Source organism: Niallia taxi (assembly GCF_004005475.1).
Taxonomy (GTDB): domain Bacteria; phylum Bacillota; class Bacilli; order Bacillales; family Cytobacillaceae; genus Niallia; species Niallia taxi.
Genome location: NZ_RZTZ01000002.1, coordinates 168,674 through 191,044, shown reverse-complemented (window position 1 = coordinate 191,044; position 22,371 = coordinate 168,674). Strand labels below are relative to the sequence as shown.

Below are 22,371 nucleotides of genomic sequence, written 5' to 3'. Positions count from 1 at the left end.
TAAGCAATTTATGCTTAGTCTTTTATATCAGCTTAATTGTCTCGACCGCTTCCACTTTTTCATGGAGCCAATCTGAAGCAATCCTTGCGAAAATATCGCTTGAGCCTGTTGTATAAAACTCGTGCTCATTACTATCATCTGGCAAGGCAAGCTGATTACTATGCGCAAGTATGGTGCTTACTTCCCGAGCTGTTTCTGCTCCAGAGCTGATCACCTTAACCTTGTCCCCCATTTCCTCTCGGATAACCTTTTCCAAAAGAGGGTAATGTGTACATCCCAGTATAAGTGTATCAATACCAATTCCTTTTAATGGAGCAAGAGTTTGTTTTACGATGCGTTTTGCGACAGGCCCATCGTATTCTCCACTCTCCACAAGAGGAACAAATTTTGGACATGCTAGACTTTCTGTACGCACCTTTTTGTTTATCTGCTTCAGCGCCTTTTCGTATGCTTTACTTTTAACTGTTCCGATTGTTCCAATCATGCCAATATAGTTGTTTCTTGTCACTTTAATCGCCGTTCTTGCCCCAGGGACAATCACACCGATGACTGGAATAGATAGCTGCTCCCTTATCTCTTCGAGGGCGACAGCAGTTGCTGTGTTGCAAGCAATGACAAGCATCTTAATATTTTTCCGCAGCAAAAACCGCGTCAATTCCCATGTAAATGCTTTTACTTCTTCCCCAGATCTTGGTCCATACGGACATCTTGCCGTATCTCCCAAATAAATGATTTTTTCGTTAGGCAGCTGTCTCATAATTTCTTTTGCAACAGTTAATCCGCCAACACCTGAATCAATAACACCAATTGGTCTTTCCAAACTTACCGCCTCATTTTTCCCGCATTTCTTGATGCAATCTAATGAAGTTGTCTTTTAAATGTGCAACTTCTTCCAGTGAGTAATTACCCAAAACTTCCTGTAAATACATTTGTCTTTTTTTGATTACTTCATCAATCAGCCTTTTGCCTTCATCTAATAAATGAATACGTACAACACGACGGTCATTAGGGTCCTTTACTCGCTGAACCAATTCGTTCTTTTCCATTCTGTCCACCAAATCAGTTGTCGTACTAAAGGCTAGATACATTTTATTCGATAATTCACCGATTGTCATGTCTCCATCTTCAAAAAGCCATTGCAATGCAACAAATTGAGGCGGTGTAATTGTATAATTGCTTAAAATTTCCCGGCCCTTCTGTTTGATGATGCCAGAAATGTATCTCATATCTTTCTCAATGATTGCTATCATATCTGAATACTCTTTTGAGTTTTTTTCTTCTACATTCATTGCTACATCTCCTATTATCTGTCCAATTTATCTATCATCCACATTACTTAATAATAATTATAGTCTAGATTGAGCAAATCGTAAACGTATAGGCTAAAATGCCTTTTCTGGAAGCTTCCAACTAAAAAAAGACAGCACTATCTGCTGTCACTCAGTCTAAAAATCTGCCGTATATTCAACTTATTTAATATAGAAAAAGGTGACTTTAAAAGCCATAGTCCTCCCTCCCATAGACAGGATTCTGAAAGCTTTTTTAAAGTCACCTTTCGGAAATTATAGCTCTAGTTCTCCCATTCTTAGGAGTTCTACAACAGCCTGTGAACGCCCCTTTACGCCCAGCTTTTGCATCGCATTAGAAATATGGTTGCGAACTGTTTTTTCGCTGATGAACAAATCACTCGCGATTTCCTTGGTCGTTTTGTCTTGAACCAAGAGTTCAAATACTTCTCTTTCCCTTTTTGTTAATAATGGCTTGTGAGTAAATTCATTCTCCTTCAAGTAGTGTAACCCTCCTTGCCTTTGCCAGCTATGAACTATGGGATGGGTATATATTATAGTCTGAATATATTATGTGAGAAAAAGCGTTGTAGTGACTGTATTTCCTGAAAATGGACTGCGTTTTTTTCTAGAAATGGCTGCTTCATTTTTACTGTGTATCCCTTTCCATTGCAGGTAAGGCATTACTTTTCTTATTTGTAGATTTGCTCAGTAGTAGCCATATGGATAGAATGGCTGCTGCGTGCTGTATGGATTATTTCGGCCATAATGATAGTCAGAAGTAGATTGTTGCCTTTGCTGCTTATGCAAACATTCATCTGTAGGTCCTATCACAATGGTTTCATTTTTCAGCGGAGCAAGGGTTTTTTTCAGTTGGTCGGGGTCAAGACAATACGTGTGTGCGAGCACTTCGACTGGTGTTTTAGCAAGAATATCAGAACCAAATATATACTCAGGGTACGGGGCATCAAAGATGGCAAGCAAATGGGTTTTATCTTCCGAGGCTATTTCCCAGTGCCACCAGCCTTGAGGGATGTTGGCCACTTGGCCTGGCCTTATGGGAATATTGGATACTTTGTTTGTGAAAGGATTAATCAAGGAAACGACTGCAGACCCAGAGATGCAGTAAACAAGCTCTGCCGCGTTTTGATGATAATGTGGTTCGACTACCCTTCCGTTGCTTAAATAAATATCTAATAAAGAAACCTCACCGAGAGTGTTTAAGACATCCCTGCCTAATCGGTTGATATAGTTATCAGCATTGCGAGTATTTAGACGGTTTTTATTCACGTCTGAAAAATAGCTGACATCTGGTTTCGTATAGTCCATATAGGAAGTTGGCATCGCATACAGTCCCCATTTCTTTATAAAGTACTACAACGTATTGTATGAGAATCGGCTAAAAGCGTGACACTTACCCTAAACACAATTTTATGTATAAGGAAAAGGATGCCAAAAGCGGCATCCTTATACTTAAAATATCTTATTTAATGTAAGCAGAATCCTATCAAAATTAGGCTTAACGATGAAATCCTTTGCGCCGTATGAAAGGGCAGCAATGACATTCCTGCTTTGTCCCATTGCCGAACAGATAACAACTCTGGCACATGGGTCAAATTCCATAATTCTCTGCAATGCTGTCATACCGTCCATACATTCCATCGTTAAATCAAGGAGTAGTATGTCCGGCTTAAGCTCTTTGTAAATAGTCACAGCCTCACATCCATCAGAGGCTTCCCCTATGACTTTGAATTTGCTGTTTTTTAATAAATTTTTTATGTAAATTCTCATAAATAAAGAGTCGTCTGCTATAACAACCCTGACTTCCAATATAACCACTCCTAGTTCTAACTTTGGCAAACTTAAAGGAAAGGAGTAATTTATTAATCAAGACAAGCTTTTGTCTCGGCAACCCGGCTGCCATTGCTTTCACATTAGGCCCGTGGCTTTGCGTCTTTTACTTTCGTAAAATTTGCCAATAATATTAGAATAACATAGTACTTTTAAACTATATATTGTTTTTTATAAGGAAATCAGAAAGAATACAAAGTACCACTAATAATAATCAATCAATAAATAGCAGAAACACTATAATATTTCTTCACACACAAAAAAAATCAGAATATAGTTAGACTATATCCCAGTTTTTTTCTGCTATGCAGATTGACAAAACCTATACAAAGTAATACTTATTTTTTATGCGTCCCTTTCTTGTCGTCATCTTTGCTATCCTTTTTCTCATGCTTCTTGTCATCTTTTTTACCTTCTTTTTTATCATCATGCTTTTTGTCGTCTTTTTTACCTTCTTTTTTACCATCATGCTTCTCGTCGTCTTTTTTACCTTCTTTTTTACCATCATGCTTCTTGTCGTCTTTTTTACCTTCTTTTTTACCATCATGCTTCTTGTCGTCTTTTTTACCTTCTTTTTTACCATCATGCTTCTTGTCGTCTTTTTTACCTTCTTTTTTACCATCATGCTTTTTGTTGTCGTCTTTTTTACCTTCTTTGTTATCATCATGCTTTTTGTTGTCGTCTTTTTGATCGTCTTTTTTATCATCATGCTTTTCGTCGTCTTTTTGATCGTCTTTTTGATCGTCATGCTTTTCGTCGTCTTTTTGATCGTCTTTTTTATCATCATGCTTTTTGTTGTCGTCTTTTATATCGTCCTTTTTATCATCATGCTTTTTGTCGTCTTTTTGGTCGTCTGCTTTAACCAAAAGAGCGTCCTTGTTTTCTTCTTGACTATCCAATTTTTTATTAATGTTAATCTCTAATGAAATAGTTATTCCTTCTTTCCATTTCTTTAAACTATCACAAAAAGTCTTTTTAATGTCCCCCACAAAGTTCACCGCTTTCCTTTTTTTGTTACATTTTATGGATTCGTCATTCTTTTTGTTCGGAATTTTCCTTTCATACATGAAAATATACGTTTGTCCAACACCAGGAAAATTATCTAAAGAAAAACTATTGATACACGCACTAAAAAAACGCATTTACATAAATAGGCAGGTAACATAGTACGTTGTCTTCCCCCGACACATATACATACAAGGAAAACATAACTAGGAGGTTATTTGGAGATGAATAAAGAAGTATTACAGACATTAGTAGGTAAAACAATTAAAGTGGATAGAGGAGGTCCTGAATCCCGCGTCGGGAAATTACTAGCGGTTAGCGAAGACCATTTCACTATTCTTACTGAAGCAGATGGTGTCGTTTATTATTTAACACACCACATTAAAAGTTTGACAGAAAACACAAAAAAAGGCCTTCCATTTGAACTTGAAATACCTGAAGTATTTGAATTTGTAACTGCTCCAACGCTTTTTGAAGTAATGGAAAGCTTAAAATACAATTGGGTTAAGATCAATCGCGGTGGTAAGGAGTCCGTCGAAGGCGTATTGGACGACATTAATTTAGAGCATATTACAATTGTTCATCATGAAGAAATTATCAGAATCGCCACTTTCCACATCCACAATATCAGCTATGGACTTAAAATTGAAAAGCCGCAGAAAGAGGAATCTGAGAAACAAGAAGAAAAGAAGGATGATAAGAAGGAAGAAAAAACAGAAGAAAAGAGCAGTGAAAAATAATCATTATGATTAGTCGCTTCTTTTTTAGAAGAAGCGACTATCATTTAGGAGGTGGTTCTTTTGGGAGAATTCACTTTTTCCAATGCACTTGATAGACTAAAAAGATTCAAGATAAGGCTTTTCCTAGACAAAGACCAATATGTGGAAGGCACATTACTCGATGTCAAAGAAGATCATTTGATGCTTGAAATGAATGGGAAAATCTATTATTTTGCATTAGACCAGATTCATGCTATTACAAAGAATGCTAAAGACAATAATCCATTATCCTTAGAATTTCCACTTGAGACAAAAAAAGATTTGAATGCTTTATTAGAGGAGTTGAGATACAGCTGGGTGACAATTACCTGTAATTCCAATCAGGTTTTTAAAGGAATGCTAAGTAAAGTTACCGAGGACTTCTTGATTTTAATTAATAAGGAAGAACAAATGTATATCCTTAAAACCTCGATAATAAATATCTTTAATGGCCTGCATGAAAATGATCATTCCGATTCTAAGCAGGAGCAATCGTCTAATAATGAAGATAATTCCTCTGATTCTAAAGCAAATTTAGAAGAAATTACGGAAAGCAGCGAATTGATTAAGGAATCTGCTACAGGTTCTGACACAGAAACAAGAGATAATGCTGACTATAAGGACAGTATGGAACCAGCTAAAAGCGAGGTCTACGATTTTAGCATGAACCCTCTTGTAGAAACGATCCCTGATTCTGACACGAACCCTCTTGTAGATACAATCTCTGATTCTGACACGAACCCTCTTGTAGAAACGATCTCTGATTCTGACACGAACCCTTTTGTAGAAACAATCTCTGATTCTGACACGAACCCTCTTGTAGATACTGTCTCTGATTCTGACATAGACCCTCTTGTAGATACTGTCTCTGATTCTAAAGCAGAAACAATAACTGATGATTCTATGATGGGGATAATGAAAAATACTATAGTCACAGGAGATCCAGGTGCGGTCATAAAGAACTCAGACCATATTAAAAGTGAAGTTCGTGAAACAAACAATGTTTTTGCCGATATACCAGCAAGCAAGGGTAAGAAGCAAGATGATACTCTCCATGACTTTTTGACAGATGTTTTAACACAAAAATACAAAGGAAGTGCTGATACTTTGGATAAATCTCCTAAAGCCGAAAGTGATCAAGTTTCTCCGAAAAAAGAAGTGAAACAAAAGGAGAACAATAACCTAAGTGATAGTGTCTTTAAGCACCCCCTTAATCCCTTAGGATCCTCTTTAAGAAGCAAAAAAAAGCAACCGGAACTAGATAAAATGGAAACGGAAAATCCAGAAGTGCCATTAAACAATGAAATTAATACAAAAACAGAAATAAAAACACAGATTATTGATGCAAAAGACCAGAAACTTGCACTTGAGAAACAATATTTTTCCTTAATGAAACATGCAGAATATATGTACAAGAAAATCAGGGAAGAACGTCTAAGAAAAACAAAGAAATGATTAGTGTATTTTAATTACTTGCTTTTTTAAGGAAGTGAAAAGATGGATAGCTTTAAAAAATTGAAAAATGAGTATGTAAAGGTTGAAATATCAGGAAAAACTGTGTTTTCTGGAATTCTTTTGGACAATGGCCTGGATATTATCGTGATTTACGATGGAGAAAAGTACCTTTATATTCCACTTAACCATGTTCATACTATAAAGAAATCGCTAAAAGGAGAAACAGAATTCACCATTGATACATCTAATGGAGATTTGCCATTTCAGGATGATAATGAAAACATTTCCTATCGTAAAATTTTAAATAATGCAAAGGGACAATTTATAGAATTATTCGTTACTGGCAATAAGTCTATTCATGGCTATATCACTAATATTTTAAATGACTATATTGTTTTTTATTCTCCAGTTTTTAAAACTATTCTTATTTCCATGCATCATATCAAATGGCTTATTCCATACACTTCTAATTTAACACCATACACATTGAATAATGCGAATCTTCCCATTGTCCCCTCCAATATACCTTTAGCCCGCACTTTTGAAGAGCAATTAAAAAAATATACTGACCAATTACTTGTATTTGATCTCGGAGATTCGCCTGACAAGATTGGATTAGTAAAAAATATTTCCAATAATATTATAGAGATAATTACAGCTGAGGGAACTCCTGTTTATTGGAAGCTAACCCATATAAAATCAGTTCACCTGCCATAATATACAAATAAAAAACATCTCAAGGAAGATGTTTTTCTTTTGCATTTCGTCCTCCTTTTTGCAACATTAAGGATAGGAAAAGGAGATAGCTGTCTTTATCAGCCATCTCCTTTTTATTAAACACTGTCACTGCCAAAAAAGCTTTTGAATGCTTCAAAGGTAGTATCTCTGTTCAGTGCTGCAATTGATGTTGTCAATGGTATGCCTTTCGGACATGATTGAACACAGTTTTGCGAGTTACCGCAATTCGCAAGACCGCCATCTCCCATAATTTCCTCAAGTCTGTCAGACTTGTTCATTGCTCCTGTTGGATGAGCATTAAAGAGTCGTACTTGAGATAATGGGGCTGGTCCCATAAAGTCTGATTTGCTGTTAACATTAGGACAAGCTTCTAGGCAGACGCCGCATGTCATGCATTTAGATAATTCGTATGCCCATTGTCTTTTCTTCTCAGGCATTCTTGGTCCTGGTCCAAGGTCATAAGTTCCATCGATTGGTATCCAAGCCTTTACCTTTTTCAAGCTGTCAAACATACGAGTTCTGTCAACCTGCAGGTCTCTGACAACTGGGAATGTGCGCATTGGCTCCAAGCGGATTGGCTGCTCCAGCTGATCTACTAACGCTGTGCATGACTGTCTTGGCTTGCCATTAATGACCATTGAGCAAGCACCGCATACTTCCTCCAAGCAGTTCATATCCCAAGAGATAGGAGTTGTTTTTTCGCCTTTGCTGTTAACCGGGTTTCTTCGTATTTCCATTAAGGCAGAAATGACATTCATATTTGGTCTATAAGGCAATTTAAACTCTTCTGCATATGGTGCTGTATCAGGATCATCTTGCCTTGTAATCAGAAATGTAACCGTACTTGCTTCCCCCATCTTATTTCACTCCTTCTTTTTGTTTCGAATAATCCCGCTTTCTAGGCTTGATAAGTGATGTATCAACCTCATCATAATGGAAGCTTGGCGCTTCCTTCTCTGATACGAACTTGGCCATAGTTGTTTTTAAGAAGTCTTCATCATTTCTGTCTGGAAAATCAGGCTTATAATGAGCACCGCGGCTTTCATTACGATTATATGCTCCAATTGTTATAACCCTTGCCAGTTGCAGCATATTTTGAAGCTGACGAGTAAAGACCGCTCCTTGGTTGCTCCATTTCGCCGTATCATTAATATTGATGTTTTGATAGCGTTCCAGTAATTCTTGGATTTTGTTGTCCGTTTCCTGAAGTTTGTCATTATAGCGAACAACTGTGACATTATCTGTCATCCATTCTCCTAATTCTTTATGCAATACATAAGCATTTTCTGTTCCATCAAGCTTCATGATGTCAGTCCATTTTCCTTGCTCTTCCTGTATTGCCTTATCAAACAGAACGGATGATAGGTCATCAGCGCTTTTGCTTAAACCATTGATGTACTTAACTGCATTCGGACCAACAACCATCCCGCCATAAATAGCAGACAGCAAGCTGTTTGCTCCTAGACGGTTTGCACCATGCTGTGAATAATCACATTCTCCAGCTGCAAACAAGCCAGGAATATTTGTCATTTGATCATAATCGACCCATAATCCACCCATAGAATAATGAACGGCAGGGAAAATCTTCATCGGCACTTTACGTGGGTCGTCTCCCATGAACTTTTCATAAATTTCTATAATACCGCCTAGTTTAATGTCTAGCTCCTTTGGATTCTTATGGGACAAGTCCAAATACACCATGTTTTCGCCATTAATACCAAGCTTTTGATCTACACACACATGGAAAATTTCCCTTGTTGCAATATCCCTTGGCACTAGATTGCCGTAGGCAGGGTATTTTTCTTCAAGGAAGTACCATGGTTTCCCATCTTTATATGTCCAAACCCTTCCACCTTCACCACGAGCTGATTCACTCATTAAGCGCAGCTTGTCATCACCAGGAATAGCTGTCGGGTGAATTTGAATAAACTCACCATTTGCATAATAAGCGCCCTGCTGATAAGCAATTGCGGCAGCTGAACCTGTATTAATAACAGAGTTCGTCGATTTTCCAAAGATAATACCAGGCCCGCCTGTTGCCATGATGACAGCATCACCAGGAAAGGCTTTGATTTCCATTGTTTTCAAATCCTGTGCTTTAATACCGCGGCAAACACCGTCATCATCAAGAACTGCCCCAAGAAATTCCCAGCCTTCATACTTGACAACTAGTCCATCTACCTCGTATCTGCGCACCTGTTCATCTAATGCATACAAAAGCTGCTGGCCTGTTGTTGCTCCAGCAAATGCTGTTCGGTGGTATTGCGTTCCTCCAAAGCGTCGAAAATCCAGCAAACCTTCTGGTGTTCTGTTGAACATAACGCCCATACGGTCAAGCAAATGGATAATTCCAGGTGCAGCTTCTGCCATTGCTTTAACTGGCGGCTGGTTTGCTAAGAAATCTCCGCCATATACTGTGTCATCAAAATGCTCCCAAGGAGAATCTCCTTCTCCTTTCGTGTTTACCGCACCATTTATGCCGCCTTGTGCACAAACAGAATGGGAACGCTTAACAGGCACAAGGGAAAACAATTCAACAGGTGTCCCAGTTTCCGCTACTTTAATTGTGGCCATTAGTCCTGCTAAACCGCCGCCTACAATGATTACTTTCCCTTTACTCATTTATTCCACTCCCTTAATCTATTGCTCTATTAATCTAAAACTTTATACAAAAGCTAAAAGTGCCCTAACGCCAATTGTTGTTAAAACAATAAATATTCCAATCGTAACGTATGTACTGATTCTTTGAGATTTAGGTGTAACAGTAATACCCCAGCTGACACAGAATGACCATAAACCATTAGAGAAATGGAAGATAGTAGAGACAATACCAACTAAATAGAAGGCAAACATCCAAGGATTCCCTAAGATTTCCTCCATCATGTTATAATTGACCTCTTTCCCCATTTGAGCCGCTACCCGTGTTTCCCAAACATGCCATACAATGAATATCAATGTCACAATTCCAGTGATCCTTTGGATATAAAACATCCAATTTCGGAAATACCCATAGTTTTTTGTATTGTTCTTGGCTGTAATAGCAATATAAATACCGTATACAGCATGATAAATGATTGGTAAAAAAATCACGAAAATTTCCAAAAAGTAACGAAATGGCAATTGCTCCATAAAGCCTGCTGCCTTATTAAATGATTCCGGTCCCTTTGTAGCAAAGTGGTTAACAACCAAGTGCTGTATCAAAAATACACCTACTGGTATGACCCCCAGTAAAGAATGTAATCTTCTGAACAGAAACTCTCGATTTTTTGCCATACTTTTCCCCCCCAAATGATGAAATAGTTCTTTTTACTCATAAAAGCGATTACAAGATAGAAAACTTACAATTCTGTGACAATTTCATTGTACCCCCAATAAAAATCTCGGTCAAGAAAACGGATACATTTATTCTAGATTTATTTATCCTTTTTTATTATATGATTTTGCTCTTGGAAAAATTTCTACTTTATTTTCTAGCATAGAAACAAGTGCGTACAGGAAAAATAAAAGAAGCTAATAGACCAGATGCCAGAAGGACCTGAGCTTTTTTCCACTTAAATTTTTCTAAGAAACGAAAAGCTATCTATCATGTGTTATTTTGCCATACAGAACTAATAAAATAGACCTGATTTTCCTGTTATTATTCCCTTATTGCTATGTTTTTTTCCGGATTTTACAGTATACTATTAAAGCGATATATTTTTTGTCGAAATTACGAAGCATATACAGAATTTATTAACATATATTTATAGAATTGTAGAAAGAGGAGAGAGACAATTGAGCGAGATTACAACGGAAGAACAAATAACGAAAGTGGAGGAAGACTCTCTTACAGTACCTGCATACGGATACGAATTGCTGCGTGAAATTCTAATACCTGACTTGCTTGGGAGAGACACTCCTGACATCTTATATTGGGCCGGCAAAAGAATTGCCCGAACATTTCCACTGGAACACTTGGAAGAGGCAGCTGCTTACTTTGAAAAAGCAGGCTGGGGTCATCTCGAAATTGTTAAAGCAAATAAAAACGAAATGGAATATGCTCTCTCAAGCCCTTTAATTGAGAAAAGGCTTAAGGAAAAAGGGAAATGCACGTTTCAGCTCGAAGCAGGCTATTTAGCACAGCAGCATGAACAAATACGAGAAGTAGTTGCAGAAGCGTTTGAAGATCCAAAACGCCGCGGTAAAAAAATCACGATTACAGTCCGCTGGGATAGTAAAGACCCTGCATAATAAAAACCGATAGTACGATACAGACTTCTGCGTGAATTCTTCATTGAATTTCACGCTTTTTTATTGGGACGCTATTTTTCTAACAATTACATTCACCTGCAATTTTCTTAATACTTGTTGTGCAGCGATATATCCCATGTAAAATAAAGATAAAATCACTTGTGACTTAGAGGAGGTCCGAAAATGTCTAACAAAAAGTGGTTTGTCGTTGCACTTCTGTATGAATCTGTTCATAATGGGGAGCCAAAACAAGTAGACGAGAATTATGACAACTCAACTGAAACGTATGAGGAAAGCCATCTATTAGTTAAGGCAGAATCATCTGAAGATGCTACTTTGCTTGGTAAAAAACTAGGACAAGAAGCGGAACACGATTATAAAAATCAGTATGAGGAAACAGTATGCTGGAAGCTAGTAAAGGTTCTTGATGTTTTTGAATTAATGGATGAGGAATTAAAAACGGGAACCGAGGTATATTCTCGCTATATTTTGGCTCCAAGGGAAAGTGGAACACAGGATATATGAAAGAAGTTCTTCCAAGAATAATATAAAAAACGCTGTTGTACATTCAACAGCGTTTTTTATATGTGAATTTAAGTATAATCCTATCATTTAGAAATCTTATTCTGTTATGTTATTAAGCATTTATCACAGGCAGGTTGCTCAAGTCAAATGCATCATGAAGTGTTTCAACAGCCTTCACCATATTGCCTTTTTCAATAACTGTAGAAACTTTGATTTCTGATGTGCTTACCATTTTAATAACTATGTCTTGTTCTGCTAGAACTTTAAACATGTCTGCTGCTACACCTGGGTTTGAAATCATGCCAGAACCAACGATTGAAACTTTCGCAAGACCTTGCTCTGAAGCGACTTTATCGTAGCCTAGTACTGCCTTATTTTCCTCAAGCACTTTAACTGTTTCATTCAAATCACTGTCTTTAATAGAGAAAGACAGATTTGTTGCTTGGCTTTCTGTCAAGCTTTGGATGATAATATCGACATTGATGTGATTGGATGCCAATGTTGAGAAGATTGTTGAAAGACTTGTTAATGAGTTTTTCAAGCCAAACACCGTTACACTCGTAATATTATCTTCAAATGCTACTCCGCGCACTACTAAATTTTGTTCCATTGATACTTCCTCCTCGATGATAGTTCCTTCTTCTTGTTCCATGCTTGAACGAACGACAAGCGGCATTTGGTAGTTTTTCGCATATTCTACTGCACGTGGATGAAGCACCCCTGCACCCAAGTTTGCCAACTCAAGCATTTCGTCATATGAAATGGAAAGCAGCTTACGTGCTTCTTTCACATAGCGTGGATCTGTTGTATATACACCAGTAACATCTGTATAAATATCACATTTATCTGCTTTAAGTGCTGCAGCAAGTGCAACCGCTGTTGTATCAGAGCCGCCGCGGCCAAGTGTTGTGATGTCTCCACCTTCTGTAATTCCTTGGAAGCCTGCGACAATAACAACCTTTCCATCCATCAAATGCTCTTCGATTCTTTCAGTTTTTATATTTAAAATGCGGGCATTTCCATGTACCGCTTCTGTTTCCATTCCTGCTTGCCAGCCTGTGAATGAAATTGCCTCAACATTTTTTTCGTTTAAAGCCATCGCCAGTAAGCTAATTGTGATTTGTTCGCCTGTTGTCAAAAGCACGTCCATTTCACGTTTGCTCGGCGTATCTGTTATTTCACCAGCAAGCTTCACTAATGAGTCTGTTGTTTTTCCCATTGCCGAAACGACAACAACGACATCATTTCCACGATTTTTTTCTTCGATTACTCTTTCCGCAACATGCTTGATTCTTTCAGCACTGCCTACAGATGTTCCGCCAAATTTTTGTACTACTAATCCCACAGCTATTCCCCTTTTCCTCTTAGAAGTTTTGTTCTATTGCCTTATTTCTTAAAAGAAACAACAAAAAAGGCAATGAGAACATCTCATTGCCGTGCAGGTAAATACATACTAAATGTGCACAAACAGCGAGATAGCTCTCCAAAACAGTTCCTTGTTTTGACAGTCTTACATTTATTCAATGCAAAACCAGCAAAGGAATGATGAGTTATCCCTTCACTTCGGCGATTTTCCCTTTCATAATTCTTCACGGAAGCTCATTCTTCTCCGAATTATTACTATTGAAGCTCGCACCTCTACCTTCACTTATTAAGTTATAAGTTGCCATCATTATAGCATACCGTTTTTAAGTTAACAATAATGTTTTTTGTTTTTTTGCATAAAAATACAATCAGTCTTTTAATTTTTCTATAAGCTCCTCGGCAACAGCAGCAGGAATTCCAATGGCTGTGAATTCAGCAATGGATGCCTCCTTCATTTTTTTGACAGACCCAAACGTTTTCAACAGCAGCTTGCGTCGCTTTTCTCCAATACCTGAAATATCATCAAGCATAGATTGGAAAGCATTTTTTGAACGGATTTGGCGGTGAAAGCTGATTGCAAAACGGTGGACTTCATCCTGAATGCGTTGGAGCAAATAAAATTCCTGACTATTTCTTTCCAGTGGTATGATTTCGAGCGGATTGCCGTAAAGAAGCTGGGAAGTTCTATGCTTATCATCTTTAGCCAAGCCTGCAACTGGAATGTCGAGTGCCAGCTCATCAAGGAGAATTTCTCTTACTGCTTCAATATGACCTTTTCCTCCATCAACTAAAATTAAATCTGGCATTGGCAGCCCATCTTTTAATACACGCTGATATCTTCTTCGGACAACCTCGCGCATTGATTCATAATCATCTGGTCCTTGAACAGTCTTAATCTTATATTTTCGATAATCCTTTTTCGCAGGTTTTCCATCTACGAAAGCAATCATCGCAGAAACGGGATTTGTCCCTTGAATATTACTGTTATCAAATGCTTCAATACGATGTGGTGTATAAATTCCCATCTGCCTGCCTAAATTTTCGACTGCCTTTATTGTGCGGTCCTCATCCCTATCAATTAGAGCAAATTTCTCATGCAGGGCGTTTTTAGCATTTTTATTTGCTAAGAGAACAAGATCCTTTTTTTGTCCTCTCTGCGGTTTGATAACCTTCACATCAAGCAGTTCCTCCACTAATTCTCCTTGAACAGAATCTGGGATAAGAATTTCCTTCGGCTTGAAATGATTAGCCTTAGAATAAAACTGTCCGAAGTATGTGAGCATTTCCTCTTCCGGCTCTTGATAAATGGGGAACATGCTTACATCACGCTCAATCAGCTTTCCTTGTCTGATGAAAAAGACTTGAACACACATCCAGCCTTTGTCTACTGCATATCCAAATACATCTCTATCAACAAGATCTGTCATCATCATTTTCTGTTTTTCCATTGTAGCTTCAATATTAGCAATCTGATCTCTGAATTCCTTTGCTCGTTCGAAATCAAGCTCCTCTGCTGCTGCTGTCATTTTTTCTGTGAGCTCTTTTTTTATGTCTTTATACCCGCCATTAAGGAACTTCGTAATCTCATCGACCATTCTTCGATATTCTTCCTTCGGCACTTCATTTACACATGGTGCAAGACATTGTCCTAAATGATAATAAAGACATACCCTATCAGGCAGTGTCGTGCACTTGCGCAGCGGATAAATGCGGTCTAACAGCTTTTTCGTTTCATTCGCTGCCTGTACATTCGGATATGGTCCAAAGTACTTGCCTTTATCCTTTTTTACATTGCGTGTCGTAATTAATCGTGGATGTCTTTCCGCAGTCAGCTTAATAAAAGGGTAGGTCTTATCATCCTTAAGCATAATATTGTATTTTGGGTCATGCTTTTTAATTAAGTTAATTTCAAGGATAAGTGCCTCTATATTAGAGGAGGTGATAATATATTCAAAGTCTTCAATTTCATTGACTAGCCTTAAGGTTTTCCCGTCATGAGAGCCAGTGAAATACGAGCGGACGCGGTTTTTTAGCACCTTTGCTTTTCCTACATAAATGATCGTTCCTTGTCTGTCCTTCATTAAATAGCATCCTGGCTGATAAGGCAAAAGCATCAGTTTGTTTTTTATCGTATCGTTCATTGCAGTCCCTCCCTGAACGCACCTGTTAATACAGAACATAAGTACTATTATATATGATAGGGCAGAAGCTTGAATTCGGCAACTATGAGCGTTTGTAATTTGAAGGAAGGGAATGAGGATTTTTCCAAAAGGAGTGCTGAATTCAAAAAAAAAGAACCCCAAGGAAGGTCCCAGGGGTTGTTTTTGCATTAAACGTGTTTTGCCAATAGTTCAGAAAGAGCTTCTTTAGGTTGGAAGCCGACAACTTTATCGACAACTTCTCCGTCTTTGAATACCAACAATGTTGGGATGCTCATTACGCCGAATTTAGAAGCAGATTCTTGGTTTTCGTCAACATCGATTTTTACGATTTTAACTTTATCGCCAATTTCTGTATCCAATTCTTCTAATACTGGTGCAATCATTTTACATGGTCCGCACCAAGGTGCCCAAAAGTCTGCAAGGACTACGCCTGAACCTGTTTCTTCTGAAAAGTTTTGATCTGTTGCATGTGATATAGCCATTTATATGCCTCCTAAGTAGTGTTATACCTGATAATAAACCAAAGTATACCACCGTTTGCATGATGATGCTAATAATTTGTTTCGTCCATCATTTTTCCCATCTGCTTCAGCATCTATTCAGACCTTTTAACCAGCGCTTGCATCTCTATAATAAATCTAGCTCTTTCTTCAATAAGGGCAGAACTTCAAAAACATCCCCAATAATTCCGTAATCCGCGTTTTGAAAAATCGGTGCTTCCGCATCGTTATTAATAGCAATAATCATTTCAGCAGCTGTTACACCAACAAGATGCTGGATGGCTCCAGATATTCCACACGCAATATACATCTTTGGTGCAACCGTCTCTCCTGTTTGCCCAATTTGATTAGCGGCATCACAAACTCCAATTTCAACAGCTCCGCGGGACACTCCAACTGTTCCTTTTAAAGTTTTTGCAAGCTCCTGAACAAGGCTGTAGCCTTTCTCATTTTGCACGCCTCTTCCTGCAGCTGCAATTACTTTAGCATTTGCCAGTTCTTCCTTTCCAGTATGTTTTTTCTCAAGCCTGACTAAGGAAAAGGAAGGTTGCTTAACAGTCGGATGGATTGTTTCTAATTTCCCCTTTTTCTCTTGAAGCCTGTTATTTGCTTTCCAAGCCTTTTGCTTTATGCTGAGAATGCAAGGTGTGTTTGTTTCTACCTTTTCTAGGACATTGCCAGAAAGAATTTGCCTAGTGACTAATAATGCGTTTGTTTTTTCTACTTCCACTATATTGGACACAAGAGGAAGGTTGATTTTTTCTGATAAAGCTGCAGCAAGATTTTTACCTAAATCTGTTTGGCCAAACAGCAGGAAGGAAGGCTGCTCCGCTTCAACTGTTTGCTGGATTAATGGAAGCAAGCTTTCTGACTCTAATCGTGATAGGCGGCTGTTTTTCATATACAGGACTCTGTCTGCATCTTGATATAAAAGGTTTTCAGCCAATTCCTCTTCTTCCTCATCCCCAAAAACGAGGACAATGATTTCGCCAGTACCTGAAATTTCCTTAGCTGCTTCTATACATTCCAATGTGACAGGATGAAGTTTTTCCCGTCTTTTTTCTGCGATAATAACAATTTTCCCATCCATTATACTTCCCCTCCCGTCACTCTTGTATATGCTCTTTCATCAGTTTGGCCAATTCACTCACCTGTTCGGGCAGCTCACCTTGCAGTATGATCCTTTTTCTGTCAGCAACCGGAAAATGAAAGCTATGTGACTGGATATCAGTCTGTTCTAATGAAGCGGTTCTTTTTTCTAATGGCTTTTGTTTAGCCTTCATAATGTTTGCGAGTTTTGGCAATCGCGGTTTATGCAGTCCTTGTGGAATTGTTAGCAAAACAGGGAACGAGCCTTTGTATGTCTCTAAATCACCGTTGCTTTCCTTTGTGACAAATACAGCCCCTTTATCTAATTCGATTCTTTCTGCCTTTGTTATGATAGGCAGCTCTAAAATGGCTGCGACTCTTGGTCCCACTTGTCCAGACCCTCCATTAGTGGAGAAATCGCCTGCTAGGATTAGGTCAAATGATAGGTCCTTTATGTTCTGGGCAATGATTTTGGCAATGGAAGACGGCTCCAAGCTTCCTTCTGTCTGTATAAGAAGTGCGCTATCTGCCCCCATTGCAAGTGCTCTTCTAAGATGCTTCTCTGCATCCTGATGATGTACTGCTATAATGGTAATACTTCCTCCATAAGTCTCTTTCAGCAGTAATGCCTCTTCAAGTGCAGCCTCATCTGGTGGATTAATTGCTTCTTTTATGTTTTTGTCCAAAATCTGCCCGTTTTCAATCGTGATTGGCTGATTTGCCTCCACAACGATGGAAAGCAAGACGATGATGTTCATCCCCACTATCTCCCTTCTTCTGTTCCATTCTCTTTCAATTCTCTTCTTAAAATTTTGCCAATTGCCGATTTTGGCAATTCTTTACGGAACTCATATATTCGCGGTACTTTAAATGAGGCAATTCGCTCCCTCATATATTTATTCAGCTCATCTTCAGATGTTTGTGCTCCTTCTTTTAATACAATAAAAGCCTTCACTGTTTCCCCGCGATAGGAATCCTTCACCCCAACAACTGCCGCTTCCTGAACTGCAGGGTGCTCGTATAATACCTCTTCCACTTCGCGTGGATAGATGTTAAAGCCACTTGCGATAATCGTGTCCTTTTTCCGGTCCACAATATAGAAATAGCCTCGTTCATCCATGTAACACAGGTCGCCCGTATATAGCCAGCCATCCTTTAAAACAAGCTCTGTTTCGTCTGGATTATTCCAATAGCCTTTCATTACTTGTGGCCCCTTCACTGCCAATTCACCAATTTCACCATGAGGCAGCTCTTCCCCTGTTTCTGGAGAGAACACAGCAGCATCTGTACCAGGCCATGGCACTCCGATGCTTCCTTTGACAATTTCATGATCCCAGACAAAATTAACATGTGTTACTGGTGATGCTTCCGTTAGCCCATACCCTTCGACAAGCTTCCCACCAGTCTTTTCTTCAAAGCGGTCAATAATCTCCTTAGGTAGTGGAGCAGAACCGCTTATTGCGGCATCAATAGAGGATAAATCATATTTATTGATGTCCGGATGGTTTAAGAGGCCAATATAGATTGTCGGTGCCCCTGGAAAAACAGTTGGCTTTTGTTTTTCAATTGTCTTTAAAGCAGTAGTGGCATCAAATTTCGGCAGTAAAATCATCTGATAAATTTCCATTACAGAAAGGACGAGAACTGTCATCATGCCATAAACATGAAAGAGAGGCATAATTGCTAGCAGCTTTTCCTTGCCTTTTTCGAGCTTATACAGCCATTGACGGCACATAGACGTATTTGCAACAAGGTTTTGGTGTGTCAGCATAACACCCTTTGGAAATCCTGTTGTACCCCCAGTGTACTGAATGATTGCTAAGTCTTCTTCAAAGTCGATGCTGACCTCTTTTAAGTCTGCTGTTGGCAAACTCCAAATATTTTTCAATAAATGGGTATTTCCTTCGTGCTTAACAGAAGGGATATAACCATACTCTTTCTTTTGGATAAATGGGTAAAATAGATTTTTAGGGAATGGAAGAAATTCACTGATGGAGGTAACAAGAATTTGCTCTACACTTGTCATTTCTTGTACACTTTTCACGCGGTTATATAGGATATCGAGGGTAATAATTGCCTTTGCGCCTGAGTCGTTGAGAATGAATTCTATTTCTCTTTCTTTATAAAGTGGGTTAACTGGTACTACAATGGCGCCTGCAAGCATAATAGCATAAAAGCTAATGACCGTTTGCGGGATATTGGGAAGCATGACTGCAACCCTGTCTCCTTTTGTGATTCCTATTTCTTGCAGATATGCTGCGAGATTACTCGCTTTTTCAAATGTTTGTTTAAAGGTTAATTCCTTCCCCATAAAGTGAATGGCTTTATGCTTTGGATATTCCTTTGCTGCGTTACGTAAAAGCTGTGGCAAGGTTTCTGCTTTATAATAGACATTCTTGGCTGTTTCACCTGGATAAAGCGCCAGCCATGGTTTTTCCGTTTCCAAACCGACTCCTCCTAACATATTATAAATTGTACTAGCTTATTATATGGCGGGGAGATACCAATGGATATTTAAAATAAGCCCAAAATAAAAAAGGGCAGTTTCCTTTTATAAAAAAGAAGACCTGTTCCAATATGGAACAAGTCTTTATTTTGTGTGCTTAGGATATTCCTGCACCTATAATATAAGATAAGCCGATGGAAATAATCATGGAAATAAGGCCAACCGCCCTGTTGTCATTTTTGATTTCCTCATCAATTTTGAATTTTGGTGTTAAAAACTCAAAGATGAAATAGCCGATTAGCAATAGGAAAAAACCGAATATTCCCCAAGCAATCATTGTCAGCAATGAGTCATTTTGCATGATGGAATGTCTGAACACGTTTGCTATCCCGAATATTTTTCCGCCTGTGGCCATCGCAACAGCAACATTCCCTTTTTTTATTTCTTCCCAGTTATTGTATTTTGTCACCAGTTCAAACACGGCTAAAAACACAACAATGCTAAGGATGACAACACTATAATCGCCAGCGGTGTTCACATATTCATTACTCCAAAAGGAATTCATCTGGCATCTCCTCTCCTATTTCTAAAAACTCTTATCTAAGCTCAACAACCGTAACGCCGCTGCCGCCTTCTCCTGCCTCACCGAAACGAATACTTTTGACAGAACGGTGGTTTTTCAGGTATTCCTGCACACCTGTCCTTAATGCACCTGTTCCCTTACCATGTATGATAGAGACTCTTGGATAGCCTGCAAGCAAACTGTCATCAATGTATTTTTCCACACGTGCCAACGCATTTTCATATCTTTCCCCGCGAAGATCCAGCTCAAGGCTTACATGGAAGTCTTTACCTCTGATTGTTGCCAGCGGTTTTGTTTCCACCACTTTAGGTGCTTTAATAAATTCCAAGTCACGCTCTTTCACTTTCATCTTCATAATGCCGATTTGAACTTGCCACTCTTTAGCAGAAACCCTTTCAATGAGCTGACCCTTTTGATCGAATGTCAGCACCTTAACTTCATCGCCAGGCTGGAATTCATGACTCGTTTTTGCTGCTTCTTTTCGTTTGATAGCAGTCTTTGGAGCAGCATCCTCAAGACGTTTTCTAGCATCAATCAGTTCATGCTCTTTAATTTCTGCCCGTTTTTCCAGCTGCATCTTCCGCAAATCAGAAATAACCGTTTCTGCTTCTGCTCGCGCATTTTCAACGATATCCGCTGCTTTTTTCTTCGCCTTTTCTTCAAGCGCTTCTTTTTTCTCATAATACTCCATAACCTGCTTTTGCAAGTCACGGTGCAGCATGTCTGCCTGTTTCAGCAATTCTGCCGCTTCTTTATGCTCGATTTCCGCTGCTCTGCGACTTTCTTCGAGAGATGCAATCATATTTTCGATTTTGTTAGTTTCATCACTCACATGAGATCTGGCTGTATCGATAACATCCTCTTTTAAGCCAAGGCGCTTCGAAATTTCAAAGGCATTGCTTCGGCCAGGAACACCGATTAACAGCCTGTAGGTCGGGCTTAATGTCTCTACATCAAATTCAACACTAGCATTCACAACCCCTTCCCTGTTATAGCCATAAGCCTTCAGTTCTGGATAATGGGTAGTCGCTATTACTCTTGCACCCTGTTTGTTCACTTCGTCTAGAATGGAAATGGCAAGTGCTGCCCCTTCCTGTGGATCTGTTCCTGCACCAAGCTCATCAAACAGCACAAGACTATTGCTGTTTACATCTTCTAAGATACTCACAATATTAACCATATGGGAGGAGAAAGTACTTAATGATTGCTCGATGGACTGCTCATCGCCAATATCTGCATAAACTGCCTCAAACACACCCATTTCGGATTCATCAAGTGCTGGTATTTGCAAGCCCGCTTGTGCCATTAATGTGCAAAGCCCAACTGTTTTCAGTGTTACTGTTTTACCACCTGTGTTCGGTCCTGTAATAACAATAGCGGAATACGAATCACCTAAGGCAACATCATTTGCTACAACCTGATCGAGTGGAATTAACGGATGTCTTGCTTTAAAAAGATTAATTCTTCTTTCATTATTTATCTTTGGTTTCGTGCCTTTAATCCGTTGACCGTATTTTGCTTTTGCAAACATAAAGTCAATATCCTTCAGTATTTCTACAATGGACAGAAGTTCTTCACGATGCTCTGCTACAAGCACTGTCAGCTGTGCCAAAATCCTGTCTATTTCCTGTTGTTCCTTTACACGAATTCCTGAAAGCTCATTATTCAAGGTTACAACAGATTGGGGCTCTATAAACAATGTTTGGCCAGAGGCACTTTGATCGTGGATTATTCCTCCATAATGACCTCTGTATTCTTGTTTTACTGGAATAACATAACGGTCATTCCGGATAGTAATGATAGTATCTGACAGCATCTTAGCAGCACTAGATGAACGTATCATACTTTCCAGCTTTTCTCTGACCTTTGATTCATTCCTTCTTAGCTGATTGCGAAGGGCACGCAGTGCTTCACTAGCGCTATCCATTACGCTTCCTTGTTCATCAATTGCCATCTTAATTTCTTCTTCAACCTCTGCAAGGACTATAATTTGCTCAGCAAGCCCAAACAAAATCGGAATTGGCTCATCGTGATGAAATTCCTCTGTGAATCTTTTTATTTGCCTGCTCACATGAACGGTGCTTGCTATTTGATTTAATTCAATAGGGCTAAGCATCCCCCCAATGGTTGAGCGTTTAACATGTGGACGGATATCATGGATGCCGCTTAACGGGATATTCCCTCTCATTCGGACTACCTTTGCTGCTTCATCTGTTTCTTCCTGCCATTGCACGACTTCTTCATAATTTGTGGAAGGCATTAACTCAGTTGCCTTCGCCATTCCTAGTGAGGAAGAGACATGCTCTAGCAGCTGACTTATAATCTTATCAAATTCTAATGTCTTTAAAGCTCTTTCTTGCATGGAGTTTTCTCCTTTA

22 protein-coding genes and 2 riboswitches are annotated in these 22,371 nt (G+C 38.8%); of the genes, 5 read left to right on the top strand and 17 right to left on the bottom strand.

What is annotated here, in order from left to right; all coding sequences use genetic code 11:
• Positions 1 to 22: 22 nt before the first annotated feature.
• The 6 genes from racE to EM808_RS05755 all read right to left on the bottom strand — a co-directional run bounded on the left by racE (position 23) and on the right by EM808_RS05755 (position 4,126).
• Positions 23 to 820: a glutamate racemase gene (racE, locus tag EM808_RS05780; RefSeq protein WP_127737157.1), complete on the bottom strand. Its 798-nt coding sequence runs from the start codon at positions 818 to 820 to the stop codon at positions 23 to 25.
• Between the two features lie 10 nt (positions 821 to 830).
• Positions 831 to 1,289: a MarR family winged helix-turn-helix transcriptional regulator gene (locus EM808_RS05775; RefSeq protein WP_127737155.1), complete on the bottom strand. Its 459-nt coding sequence runs from the start codon at positions 1,287 to 1,289 to the stop codon at positions 831 to 833.
• A 273-nt stretch (positions 1,290 to 1,562) separates the two neighbouring features.
• Entirely contained in the window at positions 1,563 to 1,787 is a 225-nt protein-coding gene (gerE, locus tag EM808_RS05770; RefSeq protein WP_016201768.1) for a spore germination transcription factor GerE, read from the bottom strand.
• Positions 1,788 to 1,994: 207 nt separating this feature from the next.
• Positions 1,995 to 2,630, bottom strand: a complete 636-nt coding sequence (locus EM808_RS05765; RefSeq protein ID WP_127737153.1) for a cupin domain-containing protein — start codon at positions 2,628 to 2,630, stop codon at positions 1,995 to 1,997.
• 129 nt (positions 2,631 to 2,759) lie between these two features.
• On the bottom strand, positions 2,760 to 3,116 hold the full coding sequence (locus EM808_RS05760) for a response regulator (protein WP_127737151.1): 357 nt from the start codon (positions 3,114 to 3,116) through the stop codon (positions 2,760 to 2,762).
• A gap of 74 nt (positions 3,117 to 3,190) precedes the next feature.
• Positions 3,191 to 3,273, bottom strand: a riboswitch (cyclic di-GMP riboswitch).
• Between the two features lie 202 nt (positions 3,274 to 3,475).
• Complete coding sequence (locus EM808_RS05755) at positions 3,476 to 4,126, bottom strand: hypothetical protein (protein ID WP_127737149.1); 651 nt, start codon at positions 4,124 to 4,126, stop codon at positions 3,476 to 3,478.
• 240 nt (positions 4,127 to 4,366) lie between these two features.
• Here EM808_RS05755 and EM808_RS05750 point away from each other — a divergent pair, with 240 nt between their 5' ends.
• From EM808_RS05750 to EM808_RS05740, 3 genes are read left to right on the top strand one after another with little or no spacing between them, the layout of a single operon-like run.
• Positions 4,367 to 4,882 carry a hypothetical protein gene (locus EM808_RS05750; RefSeq protein WP_127737147.1) on the top strand — a complete coding sequence of 172 codons (516 nt, stop codon included), beginning with the start codon at positions 4,367 to 4,369 and terminating at the stop codon, positions 4,880 to 4,882.
• Positions 4,883 to 4,942: 60 nt separating this feature from the next.
• A complete protein-coding gene (locus EM808_RS05745; protein WP_164849583.1) occupies positions 4,943 to 6,355 on the top strand; it encodes a DUF2642 domain-containing protein in 1,413 nt (470 codons plus the stop codon).
• A 42-nt stretch (positions 6,356 to 6,397) separates the two neighbouring features.
• Positions 6,398 to 7,072, top strand: coding sequence for a DUF2642 domain-containing protein (locus EM808_RS05740; RefSeq protein ID WP_127737143.1), 675 nt, complete (start codon positions 6,398 to 6,400; stop codon positions 7,070 to 7,072).
• A 116-nt stretch (positions 7,073 to 7,188) separates the two neighbouring features.
• On the opposite strand, the gene sdhB is transcribed toward EM808_RS05740, so the two are convergent.
• Genes sdhB through EM808_RS05725 form a run of 3 tightly spaced genes read right to left on the bottom strand, consistent with a single transcriptional unit; the run spans position 7,189 to position 10,366 of the window.
• Complete coding sequence (gene sdhB, locus EM808_RS05735) at positions 7,189 to 7,950, bottom strand: succinate dehydrogenase iron-sulfur subunit (RefSeq protein WP_127737141.1); 762 nt, start codon at positions 7,948 to 7,950, stop codon at positions 7,189 to 7,191.
• Between the two features lies 1 nt (position 7,951).
• Positions 7,952 to 9,715, bottom strand: coding sequence for a succinate dehydrogenase flavoprotein subunit (gene sdhA / locus EM808_RS05730; protein ID WP_127737138.1), 1,764 nt, complete (start codon positions 9,713 to 9,715; stop codon positions 7,952 to 7,954).
• A 42-nt stretch (positions 9,716 to 9,757) separates the two neighbouring features.
• Positions 9,758 to 10,366 (bottom strand): succinate dehydrogenase cytochrome b558 subunit, encoded by a 609-nt coding sequence (locus EM808_RS05725; protein WP_127737136.1) that lies wholly within the window; start codon positions 10,364 to 10,366, stop codon positions 9,758 to 9,760.
• Positions 10,367 to 10,867: 501 nt separating this feature from the next.
• Here EM808_RS05725 and EM808_RS05720 point away from each other — a divergent pair.
• Entirely contained in the window at positions 10,868 to 11,323 is a 456-nt protein-coding gene (locus EM808_RS05720) for a YslB family protein (protein WP_127737134.1), read from the top strand.
• 183 nt (positions 11,324 to 11,506) lie between these two features.
• Positions 11,507 to 11,848, top strand: coding sequence for a DUF4288 domain-containing protein (locus EM808_RS05715; RefSeq protein WP_127737132.1), 342 nt, complete (start codon positions 11,507 to 11,509; stop codon positions 11,846 to 11,848).
• A gap of 112 nt (positions 11,849 to 11,960) precedes the next feature.
• Here the strand turns inward: EM808_RS05715 and EM808_RS05710 are convergent, their stop codons facing one another.
• The 8 genes from EM808_RS05710 to EM808_RS05675 all read right to left on the bottom strand — a co-directional run bounded on the left by EM808_RS05710 (position 11,961) and on the right by EM808_RS05675 (position 22,355).
• Positions 11,961 to 13,193 (bottom strand): aspartate kinase, encoded by a 1,233-nt coding sequence (locus tag EM808_RS05710; RefSeq protein WP_127737130.1) that lies wholly within the window; start codon positions 13,191 to 13,193, stop codon positions 11,961 to 11,963.
• 123 nt (positions 13,194 to 13,316) lie between these two features.
• A riboswitch (Lysine riboswitch) is annotated at positions 13,317 to 13,497 on the bottom strand.
• Positions 13,498 to 13,581: 84 nt separating this feature from the next.
• Positions 13,582 to 15,354 carry an excinuclease ABC subunit UvrC gene (gene uvrC, locus EM808_RS05705; protein ID WP_127737128.1) on the bottom strand — a complete coding sequence of 591 codons (1,773 nt, stop codon included), beginning with the start codon at positions 15,352 to 15,354 and terminating at the stop codon, positions 13,582 to 13,584.
• A 188-nt stretch (positions 15,355 to 15,542) separates the two neighbouring features.
• A complete protein-coding gene (gene trxA, locus EM808_RS05700) occupies positions 15,543 to 15,857 on the bottom strand; it encodes a thioredoxin (protein WP_127737126.1) in 315 nt (104 codons plus the stop codon).
• A 145-nt stretch (positions 15,858 to 16,002) separates the two neighbouring features.
• Entirely contained in the window at positions 16,003 to 16,965 is a 963-nt protein-coding gene (locus tag EM808_RS05695) for an electron transfer flavoprotein subunit alpha/FixB family protein (RefSeq protein ID WP_127737124.1), read from the bottom strand.
• Between the two features lie 16 nt (positions 16,966 to 16,981).
• Positions 16,982 to 17,722 (bottom strand): electron transfer flavoprotein subunit beta/FixA family protein, encoded by a 741-nt coding sequence (locus EM808_RS05690; protein WP_127737122.1) that lies wholly within the window; start codon positions 17,720 to 17,722, stop codon positions 16,982 to 16,984.
• Between the two features lie 5 nt (positions 17,723 to 17,727).
• Positions 17,728 to 19,410: a long-chain-fatty-acid--CoA ligase gene (locus tag EM808_RS05685; RefSeq protein WP_191965075.1), complete on the bottom strand. Its 1,683-nt coding sequence runs from the start codon at positions 19,408 to 19,410 to the stop codon at positions 17,728 to 17,730.
• A 157-nt stretch (positions 19,411 to 19,567) separates the two neighbouring features.
• Positions 19,568 to 19,975, bottom strand: coding sequence for a DUF350 domain-containing protein (locus EM808_RS05680; RefSeq protein ID WP_127737118.1), 408 nt, complete (start codon positions 19,973 to 19,975; stop codon positions 19,568 to 19,570).
• A gap of 31 nt (positions 19,976 to 20,006) precedes the next feature.
• A complete protein-coding gene (locus EM808_RS05675; RefSeq protein ID WP_127737115.1) occupies positions 20,007 to 22,355 on the bottom strand; it encodes an endonuclease MutS2 in 2,349 nt (782 codons plus the stop codon).
• Positions 22,356 to 22,371 lie beyond the last annotated feature (16 nt).